The organism is Ruegeria arenilitoris (genome assembly GCF_013030985.1).
GTDB classification, from domain to species: domain Bacteria; phylum Pseudomonadota; class Alphaproteobacteria; order Rhodobacterales; family Rhodobacteraceae; genus Ruegeria; species Ruegeria arenilitoris_B.
Genome location: NZ_WPYP01000010.1, coordinates 92,464 through 114,766 on the forward strand (window position 1 = coordinate 92,464; position 22,303 = coordinate 114,766).

Here is a 22,303-nt window from a genome sequence, read left to right on the forward strand (position 1 = left end):
TTGTGAGGCAGGCAGAAGATTTGGCGGCGGTTGATCCAAGCTGCGGCAGTATGTATGCCAAAACAAAGGTAAACTTGGGCAGGACAACTGGCCGTGACACAAACCCGACCCGCCGTCCGGACCACGGCCATCATGTTCATCGCTGTCTTTGTTGGCGGCGCTGCGGGGTCGCTGCTGCGTGAGGTGTTCTCAGCCCAGATCCCTGGCGCTCCGGTGCTTACGGCAACCTTCGGCATCAATGTCGTAGCCTGTTTCGTGCTTGGATGGCTTTATGCGGTTCGCAACCGCGTCCACGCGCATGTGTTGCATCTGGGGGCGGTGGGGTTCTGCGGCGGGTTGTCGACCTTTTCCTCTTTCGTGGCCGAGTTGGAACGAATGGCTGAAACGCACCTTTGGAGTGCAATTTCAGCCGCCTCACTGGAAGTTGCCGTCGGTCTTGCCGCCGCCATTCTGGGCGAAGCCATCGGACGGCGGCTTGACGGGCAGAGGTCGACGGAATGAGCGCGCTTTATCTTCACGCCATGTTCGGATTGGGCGGTGGGTTGGGCGCGGTTCTGCGGCACTGGATCGCTTTGCGCGTCAACCATGACCTGCCCCTTGCAACGCTGATCGTGAACGTCCTGGGCAGCCTGCTACTGGGTCTGTGGATTGGTTACCTCGGCGGGCCGGTTGAGTTAGGAGAGGAGGAAAGACGGCTTGTGTTCGGCTTCTGCGGCGGTTTCACCACCTTTTCCAGCTTTGCGTATCAATCGCTGGAACTGCGGCGGGAACGGACAATCGCGCTGGCTGCTGGGAACATCCTGCTCAGCCTCGGCCTATGCTGGCTTGCCCTGTGGCTGGGTTTGGTGCTGACGCGCTAATGCGCGGCAACGGCAGCCTGAGTTCCGGGTTTGGGCGCTTTGCAGAAAAATAGCAAAGGTATCGTCGCCAAGGCCAGCAAACCCAGATTGTTGAATACAGTCAGATAGGAAATCAGCTCGGCCTGTTGGCCGATCACCTGCCCCAGAATGGCAGCCCCTTCAGCGCTTTCCGGTGTCAGGCCAAGCGGCTGCAGATAAGCCTGCGCGGCCGGGTTATAGGGCGTCACATTCTGGCTCAGCACCGCCGTATTCGTCTGCAATCCACGCACCACCCATGTGCCCACCAATGATATTCCAACCGATGAGCCCAATTGCCGGGTCACATTGAACAGGCCCGAAGCTTCGTCCTGCCGGGATTTGGAGATGCTCTCGAAGGCCAGAATCGACATCGGAACAAAAACCAGCCCCATCCCCAGTCCACTGACAGCCCCCGGCCAGGCCAGCTCCCAGAATCCCGCATTCATGTTCAGCGCCCCCATCATGAAATTGCTTATGGCCGTCAACAGCATCCCCAATCCGGCCAGAAGGCGGGGATCAAACCGCGACACCAGCACCGCGCCCGTCACGACCATGGACAGCCCCGCCGTAATGCCGCGCGGAATGAACAGGTGCCCTGAGGCGATAACGGGATAATCCAGCAGGTTCTGCACAAAGGTTGGCAGGATCGCGATGCCTCCAAACAGCGAGATGGCAAAACCCGCGATAACCAGATTGCACAGGGCAAAGTTGCGATCCGCAAAAAACCGCAGATCTACCACTGGCCGCTTGGTGGTCAGTGCGTGGCCAATGAACCCCAGCGCTCCCAGAACTGACGCGATCAGCGCCACCTGAATGACCCGCGAAGACAGCCAGTCCTTGGTCTCTCCCTGATCGAGGATGAACTGCAAGCACCCTATGCCGATCGCCAGCAGGGCCAGGCCCGCCCAGTCGATCCGCACCTCTTCGGTTTCATCCTCGGGCAACTCGCCCGCCAGCAGCAGCAGCGCCATTGCCGCTACCGGGAGGTTGACGAAAAACACCATCCGCCACGAGAAATACTCGGTCAGAAGCGCCCCGACTGTCGGCCCCAGCACGGGGGCCACCACGACGCCCAACCCAAATACGGCCATTGCCTGACCGCGCTTTTCGCGGGGGAAAGCGTCGAACAGGATGGACTGAGACAACGGGATCAGAAAGGCGCCGAACATGCCCTGCGCGAGACGAAAGAAAACGATGGTCTCAAGGCTCCAGGACAGGCCGCACATGACAGACATCGTGGTGAAACCGGTGATGGCCGTCAGGATCAGCCGCCGGCGCCCGACCCGGCGGGCGACAAATCCGGTCAGGGGCATGACCACAACCGCCGAGACAATATAGCTGGTCAGAATCCAAGTTGCCTGATCGGTCGTGGCCCCGAAGGCGGCCTGAATATGGGGCAACGCGACGTTGACAATGGTGCTGTCCAGCACTTCGAGAATGGCGCTGAGCACAACGGCGACAACAATCACCGGATTGATGCGGCTGGCCGCCGGCCCCGTCATTTGCCGGACTGGTCTGCTGTGGTGTCCACAGTCACTTTGCTGCTGCCGCCCACACGCAGCGGCACATCTGTTGGGTCAAGCTCCACGCGCACTGGGAACCGGCGGGTCACCTTGACCCAGTTGCCGCTGGCGTTTTCGGACGGCAACAGCGAGAACGTGTCCCCCGACCCGCGCCCGATCGAGGCCACTTTGCCGGTCAGCGTCACCCCCGGCAGCATATCAACCTTGATCGTGACCGGCTGGCCGGGTCGGATACGCGGCAGAGCGGTCTCCTTGAAATTCGCGTCCACCCACCAGTCAGAGGATTCGACGATGGAGAACTGCGGTGCATTGGCCGAAACGGCCGATCCCGGACGCAGTGTCAGGTTGGCGACCCAGCCATCTGCGGTGGCGTAGACCTTGGTCCAATTCAGGTTGGCCTGTGCAATCTCAAGCTGCGCTCGTGCAGACAAAACTTCGTCCTGCTTCGCGGCAAGCCCGCTTTGCAGCGCCAACAGTTCGGACTGGCTGGTGGTCAGACGGGCCGAAGCCTCGGCAAACGCCGTTGTCGCCTGATCCAGCGAGACCTGCGCCAGATCGCCGTCCGAAAACAGCGCTTTGGACCGTTCGAAATTGTTCTTGGCGGTGTTGTAGGCCGATTGAGAAGACTGAACCGCCGCCTCAGCCGCGGTGATCTGATTGGAATAGGATTGCGCCTGTTGAAGCGAGCTGTCCAGATCGGCCTGTGCCTGATCCACTGACGCCTTGAATTGCGTATCGTCGATCGTGAACAGCAGATCCCCCGCCTTGATCGGCTGGTTGTCCGTGATGGGCACCTCGGCGACCTGTCCGGTCACTTGTGCCGCCACGTTAATGATGTTCGCGCCCACATAAGCGTCGTTGGTCGAGGGATACCGCTCTTCGTGACGCCAATACAGAAACAGCCCGGCGGCGATGGCGATCAGCATGGCTGCGACGGCGGCGATTTTGAAAGATTTCATGCGTCAGGCCTCTCGCAGGGCGTTACATCGGATAGGTGTGCATCCGCACCGCCAGATTACCCATGATCCAAACGGTCCCGAGGATGATGATCAGCAGGACCAGCGTGGAAAACAGAACCAGATCGAGGTCTTCGCGGCTGCTGCGGCGGCGGTCGATATGCAAGAAATAGACCAGTTGCACGATCAGTTGCGCCAGCCCCAACAATGCAATCGAGAGGTAAACGCCCGTGGTTTTTATGCCATAAATATAGGCGATGAGGAACACCGCCGCCGTCAGCAAAAGCGAGCCGCCATAGCCGATGACATACCGCCGACGTTCGCGGCGGTGCATCTCGCTGCGCTTATCCATAGGTCAGCCCTCCGAAATAAACGATGGTGATGATGCCGATCCAGATCAGGTCCAGGAAGTGCCAGAACAGCGCCAGCCGCACCACGCGCGACATCAACAGGTCGGTCAGGCCAAACACCCGCAACTGGATGCCCAGCACGATCAGCCACAAACAGCCTGCAGCGACGTGCAACCCGTGCAGCGGCACCAATCCATAAAACGCGGACAAGAACCCGCTGCGCTGGGGGATACCGCCCTTTTCAACCATGGCCATGAAGTCCCGGATTTCCAGCACCAGAAAGCTGAGGCCCAAGACCAGCGTCACGCAGAACCAAAATACGATCCGCCACCTTGGCAGGTTGTATTTCAACGCCAGCATCGCCAGACCCACGGTCAAACTGCTGGTCAGCAGGATCAGCGTCTGGGCAAAGATGCTGTACAGATCAAACAGCTCATGCGGACCCGGCCCCCCCGCCTGCGCGTCGATCATAGTGATGTAGATCGCGAACATCAGGCCGAAATAGACAAGGTCGCTCATCAGAAAGACCCAAAATCCGAAGGTGACAACCTCGGTGGCCCTGTGGGCACTTTCATGGCGCCGCCCAAGATTCAGGCCGGGATAGCTGTGGGTAGGTGCGCGCTTCATGTCACGGCCTCCAGATCGGGGCGGGCAAGTCCGCGGTTCTCTGGGGCCGTTTCATGGTCGCGATCTACAGGTTTAGAGTTGCGCACCAGATCGAGCCAGGCTTCGTGTTGTTTACGCACCTCTTCGGCAGGGATGACTTCTTCAAAGTCGGTTTTGAAGGTCCAGACGATGAAAGACGCAAGCATCAGAACCGTCATCAAGGCCGCCAGCCACCAAATCCACCAAACCAGTGCAAACATCCAGACACCGCTGAACACACACAGGGTAAACCCGATCGCGGTATTGCGCGGCATCGTGATGTCCTCATAGGCGTCGGGGCTGGGGTAGGCCTCGCCCCGCTCTTTGGCGGCGGCGAAGTTATCGCGGTCTGTCACCTGTGGGATGATGGCAAAGTTATAGGACGGCGGCGGTGACGGGATCGACCATTCCAGCGTGCGCCCATCCCATGGGTCACCGACGGGCGCGCGGGTATTCTCACGATCCCGGATACTGACCCACAGCTGGACGAGGATGGACAGCAGCCCGCAGGTGATGATCAAAGCACCGACAATTGCGACGAGCATATAGGGGTGGAAAGAGGCGTCGCTGTAACTGAAGGACCGGCGCGGCATCCCCATGAGACCCACGAAATAGAGCGGCATGAAGGTCAGCAGGAATCCGACCGTCCAGCACACGACCGATACGCGGCCCCAGAACTCGTTCAGGCGGAACCCGAAGGCCTTGGGGAACCAGTAGTTATAGGCCGCCAGCAAGCCAAACAGCACCCCCGGCAGCAGCGCGTTGTGGAAATGCGCCACCAGGAACAGGGTATTGTGCACCTGATAGTCAACCGTGGGGTTGGCGAGGATCACGCCCGACAACCCGCCGATGACAAACAGCATCAGGAAGGCCAGGCCATACAGCATCGGAACGGAAAACCGGATGCGACCGCGGTACAGGGTGGCCATCCAGTCATAGACCTTCACCCCGGTCGGAACCGCGATCAGCATGGTTGCAATGCCAAACACCGCATTGATCAGAGCGCTTTGGCCCATGGTGAAGAAATGGTGCAGCCACACGGTAAAGGACAGCACCGCGATACACATGGTGGCTATGACCAGCGAGTTATATCCGTACAGCCGTTTGGCCGAGAAGGTGGCAAAAACCTCGGAATAGATGCCATAAGCGGGCAGCACCAGCAGGTAGACCTCGGGGTGGCCGAACAGCCAGAACAGGTTGGCATAGTTCATCATGTTGCCGCCCAGGTCGTTGGTGAAAAAGTGGAAGTCCAGATACCGGTCCGCGGCCAGCATCAGTGCGGCAACACCAAGCGGCGGCATGGCAAAGATGATCAGGATCGAGCTGCTGATGATCGTCCAGCAATACATCGGCAGCCGCATGAACTTCATCCCCGGCGCCCGCAGCTTGTAGATCGTGACGGCAAAGTTGATCCCTGTCAGCGTGGTACCGATGCCCGAGACGACAATGGCCCAGATCCAGTAATCCGGCCCCACCCCGGGATTGAATGCCGCGCCGGTATAGGGCGGATAGGCCGTCCAGCCGCCTGTCGAGAAATTGCCCACCACCAGAGATACCATCAGCATCATGCCGGCCGAAACGGTCAGGCCAAGGCTGATCTGGTTCATCACCGGAAAGGCCACATCCCGCGCGCCGATCATCAGCGGCACCAGATAGTTCGCGACGCCAAAGACAAAGGGCACCGCGACAAAGAACACCATGATCGTGCCATGGGTGCTGAACAGCTCAGCGAAATGTTCGGCCTCAAGGAACCCGGGACCCGGCCCGGCCGCCTGTTGGGCGCGCATGACCACGCCTTCCAGCACACCCCGCGCCAGCATGACGATGGCAAAGACGATATACATGATGCCGATCTTCTTGTGATCGGCGCTGGTCAGCCAGTCGCGCCATAGCGGCCCCCACAGGCGGAACAAAGTCAGCAGCCCGACCACGGCGATGACACCCACCACCACGATACCTGCGGCCGCGTTCGCCACGATTTCGTTGGTGTTGGGCGTTTGAATCAGACCGGCAATCGGAAACGCGTCCCAGTTCAGGCGGCCAAAGAACCCGGTATCGGTCATTGCGTGGCCTCCTGTCCAAACTCAACCGTTCCCGGCTGTTGGTCCACCGGCAGAGGTTGCCCGCCGTGATAACGATGCAGAATGGACTGAAACAGATCTCCGTCCTCCAGCGTGAAATACAAAGCGTTGAGCGGCATGAGGGCGGTTCCCAATGCCGCCTGCACCTCATCCCGGTCCGTGCGCATGGCCAGCGTGCGGTACGTATCCTCGTTCAACGGAATGCCATTGGTGCGGACGCTTTCGACCCAGGCATTGAAATCTTCGGTCTGCATGGCCTGGGTCAGGAACTTCTGCTTGGTGAAACCACGGCCATTATACTGCGTGTTTTCGCCCTGCATCGTCTTGGGCGCGTCCGCCACCAGATGCAGTTTTGTCGTCATCCCGGGCATGGCATAGATCTGCCCTGCCAAGGCTGGGATCATGAAGGACTGCATAACCGTGTCCGTGGTCAGCGTCATCGCAACCTGTTGTTTGACCGGAATTCCAAACTCGCCGACGGTGGCGATACCGAGGTCGGGGTAAATGAACAGCCATTTCCAATCGAGGCCGACGACCTGAACATTCAGCGCCGGGGTCTCACCGAAAGCCGCCGAATAAGGGTCCAGCCGGTGCGTCGCTTTCCAAAGGTAGAAAGACAACAGCGCAACGATCACCATCGGGACGCCCCACATGACGAATTCCAACTTGGCGGAAAAATCCCATTTCGGCCGATAGGCGGCCGTTCCACCATTGCGTCGCCGATACCGCAGGGCAATCAACGGCACCAGAACAAGCACCGGAAGCACTGCAACCATGATCAGAACGGTCGCCCGCAACAGATGGGTTTTCTGGACAGCCGCAATCGGGCCCTGAGGGTCCATGAAACTGTCGGCCGCCCACGCCATCTGCGCTGAAGCGACCACGCTTGCGGCCACTACCAGCACTGCCGGTGCCGCTGATGAAGGTCTGAGTAAGGCCACGCCTGATCGTCCTCTTCTGCCTTCGTTTCGGCCAACTATCGGCAGAGTCACAAAATTTCTCAAGGTTTTTTCCAAAACCGTCGATTGTCCCCAGCGTCACCTGAACACCCAAAGCTATAGGATTTTACAAAACGCCACCAATGCCGCGGTTGACTTGACCCTACAGGCACGCGACACATTCCAGTGATGCGTTGGATTGTTCTTGCCCTCAGCCTGTGGTGCCTTTCGACAAGCGCCTCTGCGCAGGACCGCGCTGCAGTTGAGCGGCAGTTTCAGGCCTGGTTGAACGAAACGGTCTGGCCACAAGCCAGGGCGAAAGGCGTCTCACGCAGGACCATGAAGCGGGCCTTTGACGGGGTGACGCTCAATTGGAAACTGCCGGATCTTGTACCGCCCGGCCAAACGGCGCAGACGCCCAAACAGCAAAAACAGGCTGAGTTCGGGTCGCCCGGGCGCTATTTCAACGCAGGTTCCGTTCAGGGGGCCACCGCCACAGGGCGGCAGATGGCGCGCCGCCACGCAGCAACGCTGGCGCGGGTTGAGACCGAAACCGGAGTTCCCGGACGGATCATTCTGGCGATCTGGGGCCGTGAAAGCGGATATGGTCAGGTTCCCATCCGCCACAACGCGTTTCAGGTGCTGGGCACCAAAGGGTTCATGAGCACCCGCTCGGACTATTTCACCAAGGAACTGATCGCCGCTTTGCAAATCGCCGAGGCCGGGCACGCCCCGTCCAGCTCGTTGAAAAGCAGCTGGGCAGGTGCGTTGGGCCAACCGCAATTCATGCCCTCGAACTTTCTGACTTATGCGGCGGATGGCAACGGTGATGGGCGATCCGATATCTGGGCCTCACCCGAGGATACAATCGCGTCGATTGGGAACTTTCTGTCGCAACATGGCTGGATCGCCGGGCGCGATTGGGGTTTTGAAGTAACCGTCCCGCCCTCGGTTTCCTGTGCCTTGGAAGGGCCGGACCAGGGCAAGCCCATTCGGGACTGGGCGGCGATGGGCATAACCCGTGTGTCAGGCAAACCGTTTCCGAAACATGAACTGCCGGGCGAAGGCTTCCTGATGATGCCCGCAGGACGCAATGGCCCCGCCTTCATCGTCACACCGAATTTCTACGTTCTGAAGGACTACAACAAAAGCGACCTCTACGCCCTGTTCGTCGGCCATGTCGGAGACCGCATTCAATATGGCGTCGGAGATTTCAGAGCCCGCTGGGGCAAGGTCGGCAATCTGTACCGGGCTGATGTGGCCGCTATGCAGAGGGCTTTGGAACGCCAGGGCCATGATGTCGGCGGCGCGGACGGGTTGCCCGGATTCAAGACGCGCCGTTCGATCGGACGCTGGCAACAGGCCACGGGTCGCACCCCGACCTGCTTTCCCGAGGCCCCCATGAAATCCGCCCTGAAATAGGAGCGATTCGCACTGTCCCCTACGTCACCTTGCCGGCAAAATCCCCTTCTTCGGGGCAAGCACAAATCGCGACCTTCACAAAAGTGTTAAGAACCGCTGAAGTTTCCTCATTATATTTCGGAACCGCCCCGGGTTTTATTCACAATCCACCTATAGTTGCCTATTTTTCAGGCAAAGGCTTTATCCTTTTTCGAAATAGTGCCACCTTCGGCGGCAGTGAAAGGCGACTTTCGCAACCACGTTCCCGACTGCAAACCGAAAGACTGCGACGCGGTGTTCATTGCGATCTGAAAAAGCAAAATTCGAACAAGTCCCGGTCTCGACCAGAGTCGGACAAACAAGGTGGCCAGCAGCCATCCTGAATGGATGCGCGCGCCTTGCCTCTAAAAAAATGGGAGTAGAAAAATGAACAAGTATATTCGTACATCTCTGGCGGGGCTGTTGACCTCGACCATGATTACCGGTGCTGCCTTTGCGGCAGGAACCCATCCTGAAACCGGCGAGGCGCTGGCGGACGACCAGACCTTCATCTATCGCCTCGGCGACGAACACAGCTCGGTCGACCCGCAGGTAGTTGAAGATACATACGGTGCCGAAATCACCCGTGACCTGTTCGAAGGGCTGATGAACCAGGACGAAGACGGTAATCTGGTTCCCGGTGTTGCCACCGGCTTTACCACAAACGACACCAAAGACGTGTATACCTTCACCCTTCGTGACAATGCCAAGTGGTCCAACGGCGATCCGGTGACCGCAGGCGATTTTGTTTATGCCTGGAAACGCGCCGTCGATCCTGCCCTGTCCTCGCCTTATGCGTGGTTCATGGAGCTGATGTCGATCGAGAACGCTGCCGAAATTATCGCTGGTGAAAAGCCGATTGACGAGCTGGGTGTCAAGGCCATCGACGATCACACGCTAGAAGTCACCCTGAGCGCACCACTGCCGTATTTCCCGCAGATGACCACGCACTCAACCACTTTCCCGGCCCCACAAAAAGTGATCGAGGAACATGGCGACGCCTGGACCCGGCCTGAAAATATCGTCTCGAACGGTGCCTATATCTGGACCGAACATCTGCCTCAGGAACGCTCGGTACGTGAGCGTAACGAACTTTACTGGGACAATGAAAACACGATCTTGGACAAAGTCGTGACGCTGGTCATCAACGACGAAAACGTCGCTTTGACCCGCTATCTGGCAGGTGAACTGGACCGCACCGAAGTTCCTGCAGGGCAGTTTCCCCGCCTGAGCCAGGAACACCCGGATCAGGCCATCAGCTTCCCGCGTCTGTGTAACTACTATTACACATTCAACCTGACGGAAGACGGCCCAGAAGCGTTCAAGGATCCCAATGTCCGTCAGGCGCTGTCACTGGCCGTTGATCGCGAGATCATCACCGAAAAAGTCATGGCTGGCGGCCAGCCCCAAGCCTACACCTTTGCCCCCGAAGCGACCGCTGGCTTTACCGTCCCCGAGGTCGAGATGGCCTCGATGACCCAGCCCGAGCGGGATGAGCTTGCCAAGGAACTGCTGGCCGCTGCTGGTTACGGCCCTGACAATCCGCTGAGCTTTGAGATGGTCTACAACACCAACGAAGACCACAAGAAAGTCGCCGTGGCCCTGAGCCAGATGTGGAAGCAGAAGCTGGGTGTGAATGTCGAGCTGGCCAACATGGAATGGAAAGTATTCCTGGAAGAGCGCGGCAACCAGAACTTTGATCTGGCCCGTGGTGCATGGTGTGGCGACTATAACGAAGCCTCGACCTTCCTGGACCTGCTGCAGTCGCAATCCGGCTATAACGACGGCAAGTACAGCAATGCGCGCGTTGACGAGTTGCTGGCTCAGGCCAAAACCGCAGATGACCCGGCCCCTCTGTATACCGAGGTTGAGCGTATCATCGCGCAGGAAACCCCTGTGATCCCGATCTATCACTATGCTGGCGTCTACATGATGGACACCGATGTCGGGAACTGGCCGATCAATAACGTCGAGCAGAACTGGTACTCGAAGAATCTCTACAAGCTCGCTGAATAATCGTCTTTGAACCACGCCCTGTCCCGAGATCGCTCGGGGCAGGGCCAATAAACATGGGGGCATGAAATGCTTGCCTATAGTCTACGGCGATTGCTGATCGCCATTCCGACGATACTGTTGCTGATCGTCGCCTGTTTCTTTCTGATGCACTTTGCGCCCGGCGGGCCCTTCACGTCAGAGCGGCCCTTGCCGCCGGCGGTTCTGGCCAATATCGAGGCGCGTTACGGGCTGGACCAACCACTGTGGAAGCAGCTCTGGGACTACCTGTACAACATCGTGGTGCATTTCGACTTCGGCCCGTCCTTCAAATTCAAGGACCGGGACGTGAATGACATCATCGCGCAGGGTTTCCCGATTTCGCTGACCTATGGCTCGTTGTCCTTCCTTGTGGCCACCGTCATCGGTGTGGTTCTGGGGATTGCCGCTGCGATCAAGCACAACAGCTGGATCGACTATTTTGCCGTGGGGCTGGGGATCGCCGCGCAGGCGCTGCCGAACTTCATCATGGGCCCGATCCTGATCCTGACCTTTACCCTGTGGCTGGGATGGTTGCCGGGTGGCGGCTGGCACGGCGGACAGTGGCAATACCTGATCATGCCTGTGATCGCACTGGCGACCTCTTACATGGGGTCGATCGCGCGGATCACACGGTCTTCGATGCTTGAGGTTCTGAACTCGAACTTCATCCGCACAGCCCGGGCCAAAGGTCTACCGACCAGAACCGTCATCTGGCGTCATGCGCTGAAGCCGACCCTTCTGCCCGTTGTGTCCTATCTTGGGCCAGTCTTTGTCTACGTGCTGACCGGATCAGTCTTTGTCGACATCTACTTCTCGACTGGTGGTCTGGGTCAGGCCTATGTCGGCTCGGCCCTGTCGCGGGACTATGCGGTGCTGCTGGGGGTTACGATCCTATATGGCGCGCTGACCGTTATCGTGAACTTGCTGACCGACCTGGCCTATGCCTGGTTCGATCCGAAAATCCGGTACTGAGGGGCTGGCAATGCTTGGAAAATCACAAAAAGCCGCCCAACTGGCTGATGATGTCACCGACTTCACGGTCATTCAGGGGCGTTCTCTGTGGCAGGACGCACGGATGCGGTTCGTCCGCAACAAAGCCGCGATGGCGAGTGTGTTCATACTGGGGCTGATCGTTCTGTTCACGATCATCGGTCCGTATTTCGCCGTTTGGAGCAACGAGGAAATTGACTGGAACGTCATGGGCGACGTAGCCGGCATGGGAATGCCCTCAATCGAAACCGGGCACTATTTCGGCGTCGACGATCTGGGACGCGACCTTTACAGCCGCGTCATTCAGGCCACCACAACATCGCTGCTGGTCGGGCTGATCGGGGCGGCAACCGCGCTGATTGTCGGCACCTGCTATGGGATCGCCGCCGGATATATTGGCGGGCGCACCGACAGCGTCATGATGCGTTTCGTCGATATCTTGCTGGCGATTCCGGCCACATTGATCGTCATCTTGCTGCTGGTCGTGGCGGGGCGGTCGTTCTTCATGTTGTTCATCGCGCTTGGTGCGGTGGGCTGGCTGACCATGGCGCGGATCGTGAGGGGGCAAACCCTGACCTTGAAGAACCGTGAGTTCATTGAGGCCGCCCGCGCCGCCGGTGTCAGCGAGTTCACCATCATGTATCGCCATATCCTGCCCAACTTGCTGGGTGTGGTAATCGTCTATGCCTCGCTATTGGTGCCGGAAATGATCCTGATGGAAAGCTTCATCTCGTTCCTTGGGTTGGGGATTTCGGAACCCTACACCTCGCTGGGTCGACTGATCGCCGAAGGTGCAGGAACCATGGCCTATGGCACCCTGTGGCAGTTGATGTTCCCCCTGACAATCTATGTCGCCATCATCATCTCGATGTTCTTCATCGGTGATGGTTTGCGTGACGCTCTGGACCCGAAGGATCGCTGATATGAGCCTGTTTTCTGTAAAAGACCTGAGCGTCCAGTTCGATACCCCCGATGGCGTGGTCGAGGCCGTCAAAGGCATCAGTTTCGACATCAACCCCGGCGAATGTCTGGGCATCGTCGGCGAAAGCGGGTCGGGCAAAAGCCAGACCTTCATGGCCGCGATGGGATTGTTGCCTCCGGCCGGGCGGGCCCTAGGGTCTGCCACGCTGAACGGCAAGGAAATCCTGAACCTGCCCATCAACAAGCTGAACAAGATCCGTGGCGATGATGTCGGCATGATCTTTCAGGACCCGCTGACCGCTCTGACCCCGCATTTGCGGATCGGCCAGCAGATGCGCGAAGTTCTGCAAGTGCATGAAGGGCTGCAAGGCTCTGCCGCGCGGGCGCGTTGCCTGGAATGGCTGGACCGTGTGCGTATCCCCGAAGCCAAACGGCGTCTGGATCAGTACCCGCATGAGCTGTCCGGCGGCATGCGCCAGCGGGTCATGATCGCGATGTCGATGTTGTGCAATCCCAAGCTGTTGATCGCGGATGAGCCGACAACGGCTCTCGACGTGACCGTGCAGGCCGACATTCTGGACCTGATGGTACGCCTGCAAAAGGATGAAGGCACTGCGATCGCTCTGATCACCCATGACATGGGTGTCGTCGCGCGCATGTGTGATCGCATCCAGGTGATGCGTCTGGGTCAGTTCGTCGAGGCCGGGAACACGCGTGAAATCTTCCGCGCACCGCAGCACGAGTACACCCGTACACTGCTGGACGCGATGCCTCGGATCGATGCCGGTGACGCGCCCAAAGCGTTGGAAAAGATCGAAGAACCGCTGCTCAAGGTTGATGACGTCAAGGTTCACTTTCCGATCCATGTCAAAGGCGGGCTGTTCGGGCATAAAGTGCCGCTGAAAGCGGTCGATGGCGTCAGCTTTGACATTCGCAAAGGTGAAACACTGGGTGTGGTCGGCGAGTCGGGCTGCGGGAAATCCACGCTGGCCCGGGCCGTGTTGCAGCTGATCGAACCCAGCGCGGGCAACGTCAGCTGGCTGGGTCATCCGATCGTCGGGTTGAAACGCGCCGAGTTGAACAGGTATCGCAAAGACCTGCAGATCGTCTTCCAGGACCCTCTTGCCAGTCTTGACCCGCGGATGACGATTTCGGCGTCAATTGCGGAACCGCTAAAAACCTATCGCCCTGACCTGACCGAGCGTGAACGCAAGGAAATGGTCGCGCAGATGATGGAGCGTGTGGGTCTGAAGGCCAACATGATCAACCGTTATCCGCACGAGCTGTCCGGCGGTCAAAACCAGCGCGTCGGCATCGCGCGGGCGATGATCAACAAGCCCAAGCTGATCATTTGTGACGAGGCGGTCTCGGCCCTGGATGTATCCATTCAGGCGCAGATTGTGGAACTGCTGCGCGAGTTGCAGCAGGAGTTCGGGCTGTCGATGATTTTCATCAGCCACGACCTGTCAGTGGTGCGCGCGGTGTCGAACCGGATCATGGTTTTGTATCTGGGCCGGATTGTCGAACTGGGGGATGGAGAGGTGATCTGTTCCGACCCGATCCACCCCTACACAAAATCCCTGATCTCGGCAGTTCCGATTCCGGATCCGGATGTCGAACGGACCCGCCAGCGGTTGAAACTGCCTGGCGAACTGCCCTCGCCCATGGACCCGAAAGCTGCGCTGCGGTTCCTGCCCAGCCGGTTGGCTGCAGGTGAAACCAACTATGTTCCGCAACTCACCGAAGTGAGGCCCGATCATTTCGTGGCTGAGCATGACCCGCTGGACGCCATCATGAACACGGCCTGAACCCCCTGCCCCGAAGCCATTTACCCGGCTTCGGGGCAATTTGCTGTAACACGTCCGACCGGCCACTTCTTCACGGCCTCAGCAGGCATAAGTCGAATGCCACATTTCGCTGCGGATGGCGCAGAAAACCGCAATGTTCCAGCATGTGGGAGCCGATCGTTTTGACTTCTACCCCCCCGGGTGGCACCATCTTGGGAAATCACGGCCTGATTACCCGTTGGCGTTGAATATTCAGGTCACAGGTCCTAAGAGGTCTGCGTAGTAAGCGCACTGTCAGACATTGTTTTAGTAACTTGAGAGGTCAAATGGCACGCAAGGTCACAAAGGCGATCTTCCCCGTCGCAGGGCTCGGCACCCGATTCCTGCCGGCGACAAAGTCGGTCCCGAAAGAGATCATGACTTTGGTTGATCGCCCGCTGGTACAATACGCCATCGACGAGGCGCGCGCCGCCGGTATCACCGAATTCATCTTTGTAACGTCACGCGGCAAATCCGCTCTGGAGGACTACTTCGACCACAATCTGGTTCTCGAGCAGGAATTGAAAGCCAAGGGCAAGGATCAACTGCTGGAAACGCTGAACGCAACCAATATGGAAAGCGGTGCAATCGCCTATATCCGCCAGCACAAAGCGCTGGGTCTGGGTCACGCGGTCTGGTGTGCCCGCCGTCTGATCGGCGATGAACCCTTTGCCGTTATGCTGCCCGATGACGTGATTGCCGGTGACAAACCCTGCCTGAAACAGATGGTCGAAGCCTATGAGGAAACCGGCGGTAACATGGTTGCGGCCATGGAAGTTCCGGCCAACAAAACAAGCGCTTACGGCGTTCTGGACGTGGGTGAGAATATCGGATCGGTCGTCCGTGCGCGCGGTATGGTCGAGAAACCAAAACCAGAAGAGGCACCGTCGAATCTGGCCGTTATCGGGCGCTATATTCTGGGCCCGTCAGTCCTGTACAACCTGAACCAGATGAAAAAGGGCAGCGGTGGTGAAATCCAGCTGACCGACGCCATTGCCGAGGATATCGGGAACGGTGTGCCGGTCTTTGGCTACAAGTTCGATGGTCAGCGGTTTGACTGCGGGTCCAAATCCGGCTTCCTGCAGGCCACGGTTGCCTTTGCACTGGCCCGCGATGATCTGCGCGAGGACTTGAGCCAATACCTGAACGACATCGTCGCCACAGGTAAGGCCGCGCAATAACAGGCTGCCTTCAGCTCAGCTTTCAGGATTTTGGCCGGGGCGTTCAGCGCCCCGGTTTTTTTGTGCCCTCAAAGATTAGCAAATGGTTTTTCGTGCGTCCGGCCCGGTCAGACGGGATTCATGCACAGCACGGCAATGTGGCGCGCAATGCAATTGTCGGACCGACAGCCTCAGGAGGACGCCCGTGTCACAGAACTCACCCCGATTGAACCTGCCATTTCTACAGCCGTCGCAGGCGCAGAAACACGTCACCCATAACGAAGCGCTGCGCCGGCTGGACCTGATCACGCAACTGAGTGTGGCCACGACAAACGCCGCGACCCCGCCCGCCGTCCCGGATCAGGGAGAGGTTCACGCGTTGGGCGCGGCTCCCACCGGGGATTGGACAGGGCAGGCCGGGAAACTGGCCGCGTGGCTGGACAACGCCTGGCATTTCGTCACGCCCCGCACGGGCTGGCGCGCATGGGACGAAAGCACCGGGCAAATGAAAATCTGGGATGGCAGCGCTTGGGTTGATCCTCCGGTCGCAACGCAAAATCTGGACGGAGTGGGAATCGCCACCGGGTATGACAGCACAAACCGTCTTTCGGTGCGGTCTCCGGCGACGCTTCTCAGCCATGACGGCGGCGGGCATCAGTTGAAGATCAACAAGGCCAATGCGGGCGACACAGCATCCTTGCTGTTTCAATCCAACTGGACCGGCCATGCCGAGATGGGCCTGTCCGGCAACACCGGCTTTACAATCAAAGTCTCGGCCGATGGCAGCAGCTGGACCGACGCGTTGAGTTTCGATCCCGCAACCGGAATCGCCAGCGGTGCGGCGGTTCAGGCCGGTGCCGATGACACGACCGCCGGTCGGCTGATGCGGGCGGATTATGGCTATGGACCGGGCAACCTGCTGGGTATCGTGGCACAGAGCGGTGGCACCCCGACCGGGGCCGTCATCGAACGTGGGTCGAACGCAAACGGCGACTATGTGCGTTTTGCCGATGGCACCCAAATTTGCACCGTCTCCCTGACGGCGGCGGGCTGCACGAATGTCGATGGTGCCTTGTTTGCAAGCGCAGAAGCGGTCTGGAGTTTCCCGGTGCCTTTTGCTGTGGGCTCAACCGTTGCCGTATCCGGCAGCGGAGGCGCAACCACCCGATTCATGGGGTTCGACGCGCCGACAGATACTCAGGTGGGGTTCAAGGTTCTCGCCACTGCAAGCGATGCGACGGCGCTGGCACCAACGGCCATTGCGACTGGCCGCTGGTTCTGATCTCTAATTGCCCGGGCCTGCGCCCGGGCTTTTACTTGGCGCGCAGATCCGCGTCCGCCTGGTCAAGGAACCAGGCATAGGTTTCGCGAATCCCGTCTTCGAGCCCGACCCGTGCGCGCCAGCCCATATCGGCCAGACGGGACACATCCATCAGCTTGCGCATGGTGCCGTCCGGTTTGCTGACATCCTGCGTAATCGTGCCGGTGAACCCGGTGGTTTTCGCCACCAGAGCTGCCAGTTCCGCGATCGAGACATCGTCACCACAGCCTACGTTGATATGGCTCAGCATCGGCTGGGTATTCGCCTCATAAACATCGCGCGGCAGGTCGAGCACGAACAGCGAGGCTTCGGCCATGTCATCCACATGCAGGAACTCGCGGCGGGGTTTGCCGGTGCCCCAGATCACGACCTCATCCGAACCATCCCGCTGCGCCTCGTGGAAACGACGGATCAGGGCAGGCAGCACATGGCTGTTTTCCGGGTGGAAATTGTCGCCCGGCCCATAGAGGTTGGTCGGCATGACCGAGCGGTAATCGACCCCGTGCTGCCGGTTATAGCTTTCACACAGCTTGATCCCGGCGATCTTGGCCACTGCATAGGGTTCGTTGGTCGGCTCTAACACGCCGGTCAGCAACGCATCTTCGCGCATCGGCTGCGGCACGGCGCGCGGGTAAATGCAGGAACTTCCAAGTTGCAGCAGGTTCTTCACCCCGGCGGCAAAGGCCTGATGGATCACGTTACATTCGATCATCAGGTTTTCGTAGATGAAATCCGCAGGGTAGGTGTTGTTGGCGTGAATACCGCCCACTTTGGCCGCGGCCAGGATCACGACATCCGGGCGTTCACTCTGCATAAAGTCGCGCACGGCGGCCTGATCGGTCAGGTCCAGCTCAGCATGTGTGCGGGTGACCAGCTCGAGCGCTTCACCCGCCGCTTTCCGATCCTGCAAGCGGCGCAGGATTGCGCCGCCAACCATACCGCGATGGCCTGCTACGTAGATCTTGCGCATGGCGACCTCCTCAGCCGTTTTCCAGGCTTACCGGCAACTCATAGCCATGCTCTTTCAACAGCGCATGACGCTTCGCGGTTTTGAGATCCTCGACAACCATTTCGGCGCACATTTCCTGAACGGTCAGCTCCGGCTCCCAACCCAGCTTGGTCTTGGCATTCGACGGATCGCCCAGCAGCGTTTCCACCTCGGCCGGGCGGAAATATTGCGGGTCGATGCGCATGATCACATCGCCCGGATTCAGAGCCGGCGCGTTGTCACCCTCGATCGATTTGACCGTTGCGACCTCATCTACACCCTCGCCCGAGAACTCCAGCGTGATGCCCAGCTCGGCCGCGGACCATTCGATGAACTGGCGGACCGAGTACTGAACGCCGGTTGCGATCACGAAATCTTCGGGGTTGTCCTGCTGCAGCATCAGCCACTGCATCCGCACATAGTCTTTCGCGTGGCCCCAATCGCGCAGGCTGTCGATGTTGCCCATGTACAAGCAGTTTTCCAGACCTTGCGCGATGTTCGCCAGACCACGAGTGATCTTGCGGGTCACGAAGGTTTCGCCACGACGCGGGCTCTCGTGGTTGAACAGAATGCCGTTGCAGGCATACATGCCATAGGCCTCGCGGTAGTTCACCGTGATCCAGTAGGAATACAGCTTGGCAACCGCGTAAGGCGAGCGCGGGTGGAACGGCGTCGTCTCGCGCTGCGGGATTTCCTGCACCAGACCGTAAAGTTCCGAGGTCGAGGCCTGGTAGAACCGGGTTTTCTTCTCGAGCCCAAGGAACCTGATCGCCTCAAGCAGGCGCAGCGTGCCGATGGCATCGACATCGGCGGTATATTCCGGAGATTCAAAACTGACCGCCACATGGGACTGCGCGCCGAGGTTGTAAACCTCGTCCGGCTGCACTTCCTGAATGATTCGCGTCAGGTTCGACGTATCGCTGAGGTCACCGTAATGCAGATACAGATTTGGGTTAGGAACATGCGGGTCCTGATAGATATGGTCGATCCGCTGCGTGTTGAACGAGGACGCGCGGCGCTTAATCCCATGAACTTCATAGCCTTTTTCCAAAAGAAACTCGGCCAGATAAGACCCATCCTGTCCGGTAATACCGGTAATCAACGCCTTTTTTGTCATCATTTTTTCCCACGGAATACTGTGTGCATCTTTGACGTCTCAGAAACAGCAAGAAGTCACGGAATGCAACCCAAGGCGAGAAATGGCCGAAATTACCGGCGGCAGGTTCCTGCCTGCACACCGGTCAGGGAAATCGAAGGATAACAAAGGTCTTGCTACAGGCGACAAAGTCAGCGCCGAACACTGCCCGCCTTGGTCAACTTATCCGTACAAAGGAACCGCGCTTTTGGCTCCGTCTGCCAGCGCCTTGCTCTGATCCCGGCGCACCTGATCGTATAGGGCCAGCGCCTGATCCGAGAACAGGTGACTTGGCGGCTCGACATGCACGAAGTTGGACTGCCCGTCCTGTCCACGTGCCAACATGGCATAGTCACGATCCGCAACCAGCTGCTTTGCATTGGGGTTCAGATAACGGATGGCCAGACCGATCCTACGGTCATCGGACCGGTTCGGGCCCGAACCGTGAATGGTCAGCCCGTGGTGCAAAGACATCTGACCGGGCGCCAGTTCGATATGGGTCTTGCCCTTCTCTGCCACATCAACGGCAATCTCCTGCCCGCGCGACAGCAGGTTGGTTTCGGAATAGGTGTCGTTATGCGGCAGGATCGGGTTCTTGTGGCTGCCCTGCACAAAATCCATGCAGCCGCTTTCGACCGTGGCCGGGGACAGCGCGATCCAGGCAGTAACCTGATCCGGCGTCTCGCCCATGCCCCAATAAGTCAGGTCCTGATGCATACCCACGGTGTGATCGGTATGCGCCTCTTTGATGAAAAACTCGGCGGACCAGACCATGATGTCCGGGCCCAGAACGCCCTCGACCGCATCCAACACTCGGGGGTCCAGCGCGATCCTGGCCGCCAGCGGGATTACCAGATGCGCATTCACGCGCTTGTAGGTGTTCAGCGGCAGGGGCAAATCCGCGGATAACCAATCCTGCTCAAGCTGTTCCAGTTCCGCACGTACCTCTGCGGTTTCCTGGGCTGAGAAAACCGTCAGCGGGAAAAGAAACCCGTCTTCCCAATATTGCGCGGATTGGGCTGCTGTCAGCTCGGTTTCAGACAAGGGGGCGGTTTGCTGCATGGCGTACCTCTGGGATGTGTTTCACTGCAGGATAGGGCACAAACCCATCGGGCCAGCGCGCAACCTCTTGCCCGTGAGGATAAGTTCAGCTTAGCCTGTGCGCATGTCGTCCCGCATCCCCTCTCTCAACTGGCTGCGCGTGTTCGAGGCCGCGGCCCGCACCGAAAGCTTTGCCCGTGCGGCCACTCAGTTGAACATGTCGGCAGCAGCCGTCAGCCAGCAGGTCAAGGCGTTGGAGACACGGCTGGGCACTCCGCTGTTTCACCGCCACGCCCATGCGGTGACACTGACCGAGGCGGGACGGGCCTATCTGCCATCGGTTCAGCAGTCTCTGCTGATGCTGGAGACCGCCACTACGGGGCTGTTTGGCGAAACCCGGGCGCAGCGGTTATTCGTACAATCCGTCCTGTTGTTCGCGCATGGCGTGATTGCCGGAGGCTTGCCGGATTTCCAAACAGCGCATCCTCAGATCAACCTGTCCCTCACCACCGGTAATCTGGTGTCAGATTTCGCCAACCAGTTCACCGATTTGCAGATCGTCTTCGGCAACCCAACGCTCTACGGTGCTGAAAGCGACAGGTTGTTGCATGAAACTCTGTACCCGATGGCCCCGCCGGAGATTGCAGCGCAGATCCAAAGCCCACAGGATCTGTTTCAGTTCCCGCTGATCGAGGTCTCGACCCATCGCGCAAGCTGGCTGCACCTGTTCGAAACCCTGCGTTTGCCCGCCGGTCAGGCACGGTTTTTCTTTGCCGACAATTCGCTGATGGCGGCCGAGCTTTCGGCCAGCGGCGGCGGCATCGCGCTGGCCCGCGCGCCTGCATCGGATCGTATCATGCAGCTGTCGGGCCTTGTCTCCTGCCTGCCGGACATTCAGGTTGCCGGGCAGGAAGCCTATCATCTGGTCTATCCCTCGCGCGCTGCGCTGCGCCCACCTGCGCGTGCGTTTCGCGATTGGCTGCTGGATCACAGCGCCGCGGTCCAGACCCGGTAACGCCCCTGGCCCGTCACCTCGCGGATCAGGCCGCGTCGGGTAAATCGGTCGATATTGCGTTGCACCGCCGCGCGCGAGGCTTTGGTCAATTCTTCAGCCAGCGGCGCCGATACCATGGGCCAAGCGGTCAGAACGTCGATCAACAAGGGTGGCGTTCGCCCGCTGAGCCCGCTGGTGGCCTCACGCGCGCGCTGATCCCAGGCGCTGACCCGGTCCAGATGCATTAGCGCCGCCAGCGCCGCCTGCCCTGCCCCCCGCACCCAGGCCGAGAGCTTTTCGTCCACCTCCCCTGCCCCGCGCAACGCGCCCGGGCCTGACAGGGCCAGCGGCATGAACATCGCCCCACCACGCCCCATTGTGGCCGCATGTCGGGCCGCAATGATGGCGGCTTCGGTATCCTGGCCAATACCCTGCGACAGCGCGCGCCACGCATGAAAGGCCATGGCGGCCTGCGTGACCGGGTGCAGACCTTCGGAATTGCGCATCACTTCGGCCAGATCGGCCACCGCCTCGGGGATGTCCTCGATTCCCTGCGCCATCCGGTCCAGAAACGCGGTCAGGCCGGTCTCCCACCCGCCCTCCGAGGGGCCGGGACCCGCAGTCAGCCGCCGCACCGCCCAACCCGCGCGGAACAGTGCCTGAACGTCATCTCCGGTTGCACCAATGCGCAGACCCGTCCACAGCGCCAGCCGATCCACACTGATCCGGTCGCCGGTCCACCAGCCCAGATCGGACACATCCATAAGGGCCAGCCGATGGGTCCACCCATCCGGCCCCGCACGCAGACGTTCGTCCAGCGCGCCAAAAATCGCAGCCAGATCGGCGAGTTCATAAGACAGCTCGGCCTGTGCCGCGCGCCAGTCCCGCGGGTCGAACAACAATCGGCGATCCACCTTCGGACCGGGGGTCAGGAAATCCTCGGCCGCCTCTTCATCCTCGGGCGGCAGAAACCACAGATCGTCGTCTTCGGGCGGGTCCGCGTCATAGATACTCGGAGGACCAACCGCATCGGCGTCCTCATCCGGATCAGGTATGACAGGTTTTGTCGTCATATCCGGTAT

General features: G+C 59.5%; 21 protein-coding genes. 11 read left to right on the forward strand and 10 right to left on the reverse strand.

The features are described 5' to 3' along the window. Nucleotides 1-93 precede the first annotated feature (93 nt). Nucleotides 94-501 carry a fluoride efflux transporter FluC gene (locus tag GOX88_RS18715; RefSeq protein WP_367648085.1) on the forward strand — a complete coding sequence of 136 codons (408 nt, stop codon included), beginning with the start codon at nt 94-96 and terminating at the stop codon, nt 499-501. Continuing rightward, the gene (locus GOX88_RS18720; RefSeq protein WP_170405346.1) at nt 498-860 is read left to right on the forward strand and encodes a fluoride efflux transporter FluC; all 363 of its coding nucleotides are present in this window, start codon (nt 498-500) and stop codon (nt 858-860) included. The genes GOX88_RS18715 and GOX88_RS18720 overlap by 4 nt, the downstream gene beginning before the upstream one ends. Here GOX88_RS18720 and GOX88_RS18725 read toward each other — a convergent pair. The 6 genes from GOX88_RS18725 to GOX88_RS18750 are packed head-to-tail and all read right to left on the reverse strand — an operon-like array spanning nt 857 to nt 7,275. Beyond that, nucleotides 857-2,380: a DHA2 family efflux MFS transporter permease subunit gene (locus tag GOX88_RS18725; RefSeq protein WP_170405349.1), complete on the reverse strand. Its 1,524-nt coding sequence runs from the start codon at nt 2,378-2,380 to the stop codon at nt 857-859. The genes GOX88_RS18720 and GOX88_RS18725 overlap by 4 nt on opposite strands. Next, nucleotides 2,377-3,360, reverse strand: a complete 984-nt coding sequence (locus GOX88_RS18730; protein ID WP_170405352.1) for an HlyD family secretion protein — start codon at nt 3,358-3,360, stop codon at nt 2,377-2,379. Before GOX88_RS18730 ends, GOX88_RS18725 begins: the two co-directional genes overlap by 4 nt. Before the next feature lie 22 nt (nt 3,361-3,382). Beyond that, nucleotides 3,383-3,709, reverse strand: coding sequence for a cytochrome o ubiquinol oxidase subunit IV (locus GOX88_RS18735; RefSeq protein WP_170405355.1), 327 nt, complete (start codon nt 3,707-3,709; stop codon nt 3,383-3,385). After that, entirely contained in the window at nt 3,702-4,334 is a 633-nt protein-coding gene (locus GOX88_RS18740) for a cytochrome c oxidase subunit 3 (protein ID WP_170405358.1), read from the reverse strand. The genes GOX88_RS18735 and GOX88_RS18740 overlap by 8 nt, the downstream gene beginning before the upstream one ends. Continuing rightward, the gene (locus GOX88_RS18745; protein WP_170405361.1) at nt 4,331-6,415 is read right to left on the reverse strand and encodes a cbb3-type cytochrome c oxidase subunit I; all 2,085 of its coding nucleotides are present in this window, start codon (nt 6,413-6,415) and stop codon (nt 4,331-4,333) included. Before GOX88_RS18745 ends, GOX88_RS18740 begins: the two co-directional genes overlap by 4 nt. Further along, nucleotides 6,412-7,275, reverse strand: a complete 864-nt coding sequence (locus GOX88_RS18750) for a cytochrome ubiquinol oxidase subunit II (RefSeq protein ID WP_254436312.1) — start codon at nt 7,273-7,275, stop codon at nt 6,412-6,414. The genes GOX88_RS18745 and GOX88_RS18750 overlap by 4 nt, the downstream gene beginning before the upstream one ends. Between GOX88_RS18750 and GOX88_RS23495 the strand changes: the two genes are divergently transcribed. The 8 genes from GOX88_RS23495 to GOX88_RS18790 all read left to right on the forward strand — a co-directional run bounded on the left by GOX88_RS23495 (nt 7,274) and on the right by GOX88_RS18790 (nt 17,024). Then, nucleotides 7,274-7,561 carry a hypothetical protein gene (locus GOX88_RS23495; protein ID WP_170405157.1) on the forward strand — a complete coding sequence of 96 codons (288 nt, stop codon included), beginning with the start codon at nt 7,274-7,276 and terminating at the stop codon, nt 7,559-7,561. The genes GOX88_RS18750 and GOX88_RS23495 overlap by 2 nt on opposite strands. Beyond that, nucleotides 7,561-8,793: a lytic murein transglycosylase gene (locus GOX88_RS18760; protein ID WP_170405366.1), complete on the forward strand. Its 1,233-nt coding sequence runs from the start codon at nt 7,561-7,563 to the stop codon at nt 8,791-8,793. The genes GOX88_RS23495 and GOX88_RS18760 overlap by 1 nt, the downstream gene beginning before the upstream one ends. Nucleotides 8,794-9,198: 405 nt before the next feature. Beyond that, nucleotides 9,199-10,827, forward strand: coding sequence for a peptide ABC transporter substrate-binding protein (locus GOX88_RS18765; RefSeq protein ID WP_170405369.1), 1,629 nt, complete (start codon nt 9,199-9,201; stop codon nt 10,825-10,827). Between the two features lie 66 nt (nt 10,828-10,893). Next, on the forward strand, nt 10,894-11,817 hold the full coding sequence (gene oppB / locus GOX88_RS18770; RefSeq protein WP_170405372.1) for an oligopeptide ABC transporter permease OppB: 924 nt from the start codon (nt 10,894-10,896) through the stop codon (nt 11,815-11,817). Nucleotides 11,818-11,827: 10 nt separating this feature from the next. Beyond that, the gene (locus tag GOX88_RS18775) at nt 11,828-12,757 is read left to right on the forward strand and encodes an ABC transporter permease subunit (protein WP_170405374.1); all 930 of its coding nucleotides are present in this window, start codon (nt 11,828-11,830) and stop codon (nt 12,755-12,757) included. 1 nt (nt 12,758) lies between these two features. Further along, nucleotides 12,759-14,564, forward strand: a complete 1,806-nt coding sequence (locus GOX88_RS18780) for an ABC transporter ATP-binding protein (RefSeq protein ID WP_170405377.1) — start codon at nt 12,759-12,761, stop codon at nt 14,562-14,564. A gap of 305 nt (nt 14,565-14,869) precedes the next feature. Beyond that, a complete protein-coding gene (gene galU / locus GOX88_RS18785) occupies nt 14,870-15,763 on the forward strand; it encodes a UTP--glucose-1-phosphate uridylyltransferase GalU (protein ID WP_170405380.1) in 894 nt (297 codons plus the stop codon). Nucleotides 15,764-15,947: 184 nt separating this feature from the next. Next, a complete protein-coding gene (locus tag GOX88_RS18790; protein WP_170405382.1) occupies nt 15,948-17,024 on the forward strand; it encodes a DUF2793 domain-containing protein in 1,077 nt (358 codons plus the stop codon). Between the two features lie 31 nt (nt 17,025-17,055). On the opposite strand, the gene fcl is transcribed toward GOX88_RS18790, so the two are convergent. The 3 genes from fcl to GOX88_RS18805 all read right to left on the reverse strand — a co-directional run bounded on the left by fcl (nt 17,056) and on the right by GOX88_RS18805 (nt 20,248). Next, nucleotides 17,056-18,033: a GDP-L-fucose synthase gene (gene fcl / locus GOX88_RS18795; RefSeq protein ID WP_170405385.1), complete on the reverse strand. Its 978-nt coding sequence runs from the start codon at nt 18,031-18,033 to the stop codon at nt 17,056-17,058. A gap of 10 nt (nt 18,034-18,043) precedes the next feature. Continuing rightward, entirely contained in the window at nt 18,044-19,168 is a 1,125-nt protein-coding gene (gene gmd, locus GOX88_RS18800) for a GDP-mannose 4,6-dehydratase (protein WP_170405570.1), read from the reverse strand. Nucleotides 19,169-19,369: 201 nt separating this feature from the next. After that, nucleotides 19,370-20,248: a phytanoyl-CoA dioxygenase family protein gene (locus GOX88_RS18805; protein WP_170405388.1), complete on the reverse strand. Its 879-nt coding sequence runs from the start codon at nt 20,246-20,248 to the stop codon at nt 19,370-19,372. A 103-nt stretch (nt 20,249-20,351) separates the two neighbouring features. Here GOX88_RS18805 and GOX88_RS18810 point away from each other — a divergent pair, with 103 nt between their 5' ends. Beyond that, nucleotides 20,352-21,242 carry a LysR family transcriptional regulator gene (locus tag GOX88_RS18810; protein ID WP_170405391.1) on the forward strand — a complete coding sequence of 297 codons (891 nt, stop codon included), beginning with the start codon at nt 20,352-20,354 and terminating at the stop codon, nt 21,240-21,242. Here GOX88_RS18810 and GOX88_RS18815 read toward each other — a convergent pair. Beyond that, nucleotides 21,215-22,294: a helix-turn-helix domain-containing protein gene (locus tag GOX88_RS18815; protein ID WP_170405394.1), complete on the reverse strand. Its 1,080-nt coding sequence runs from the start codon at nt 22,292-22,294 to the stop codon at nt 21,215-21,217. The two genes, GOX88_RS18810 and GOX88_RS18815, sit on opposite strands and share 28 nt — an antisense overlap. Nucleotides 22,295-22,303 lie beyond the last annotated feature (9 nt).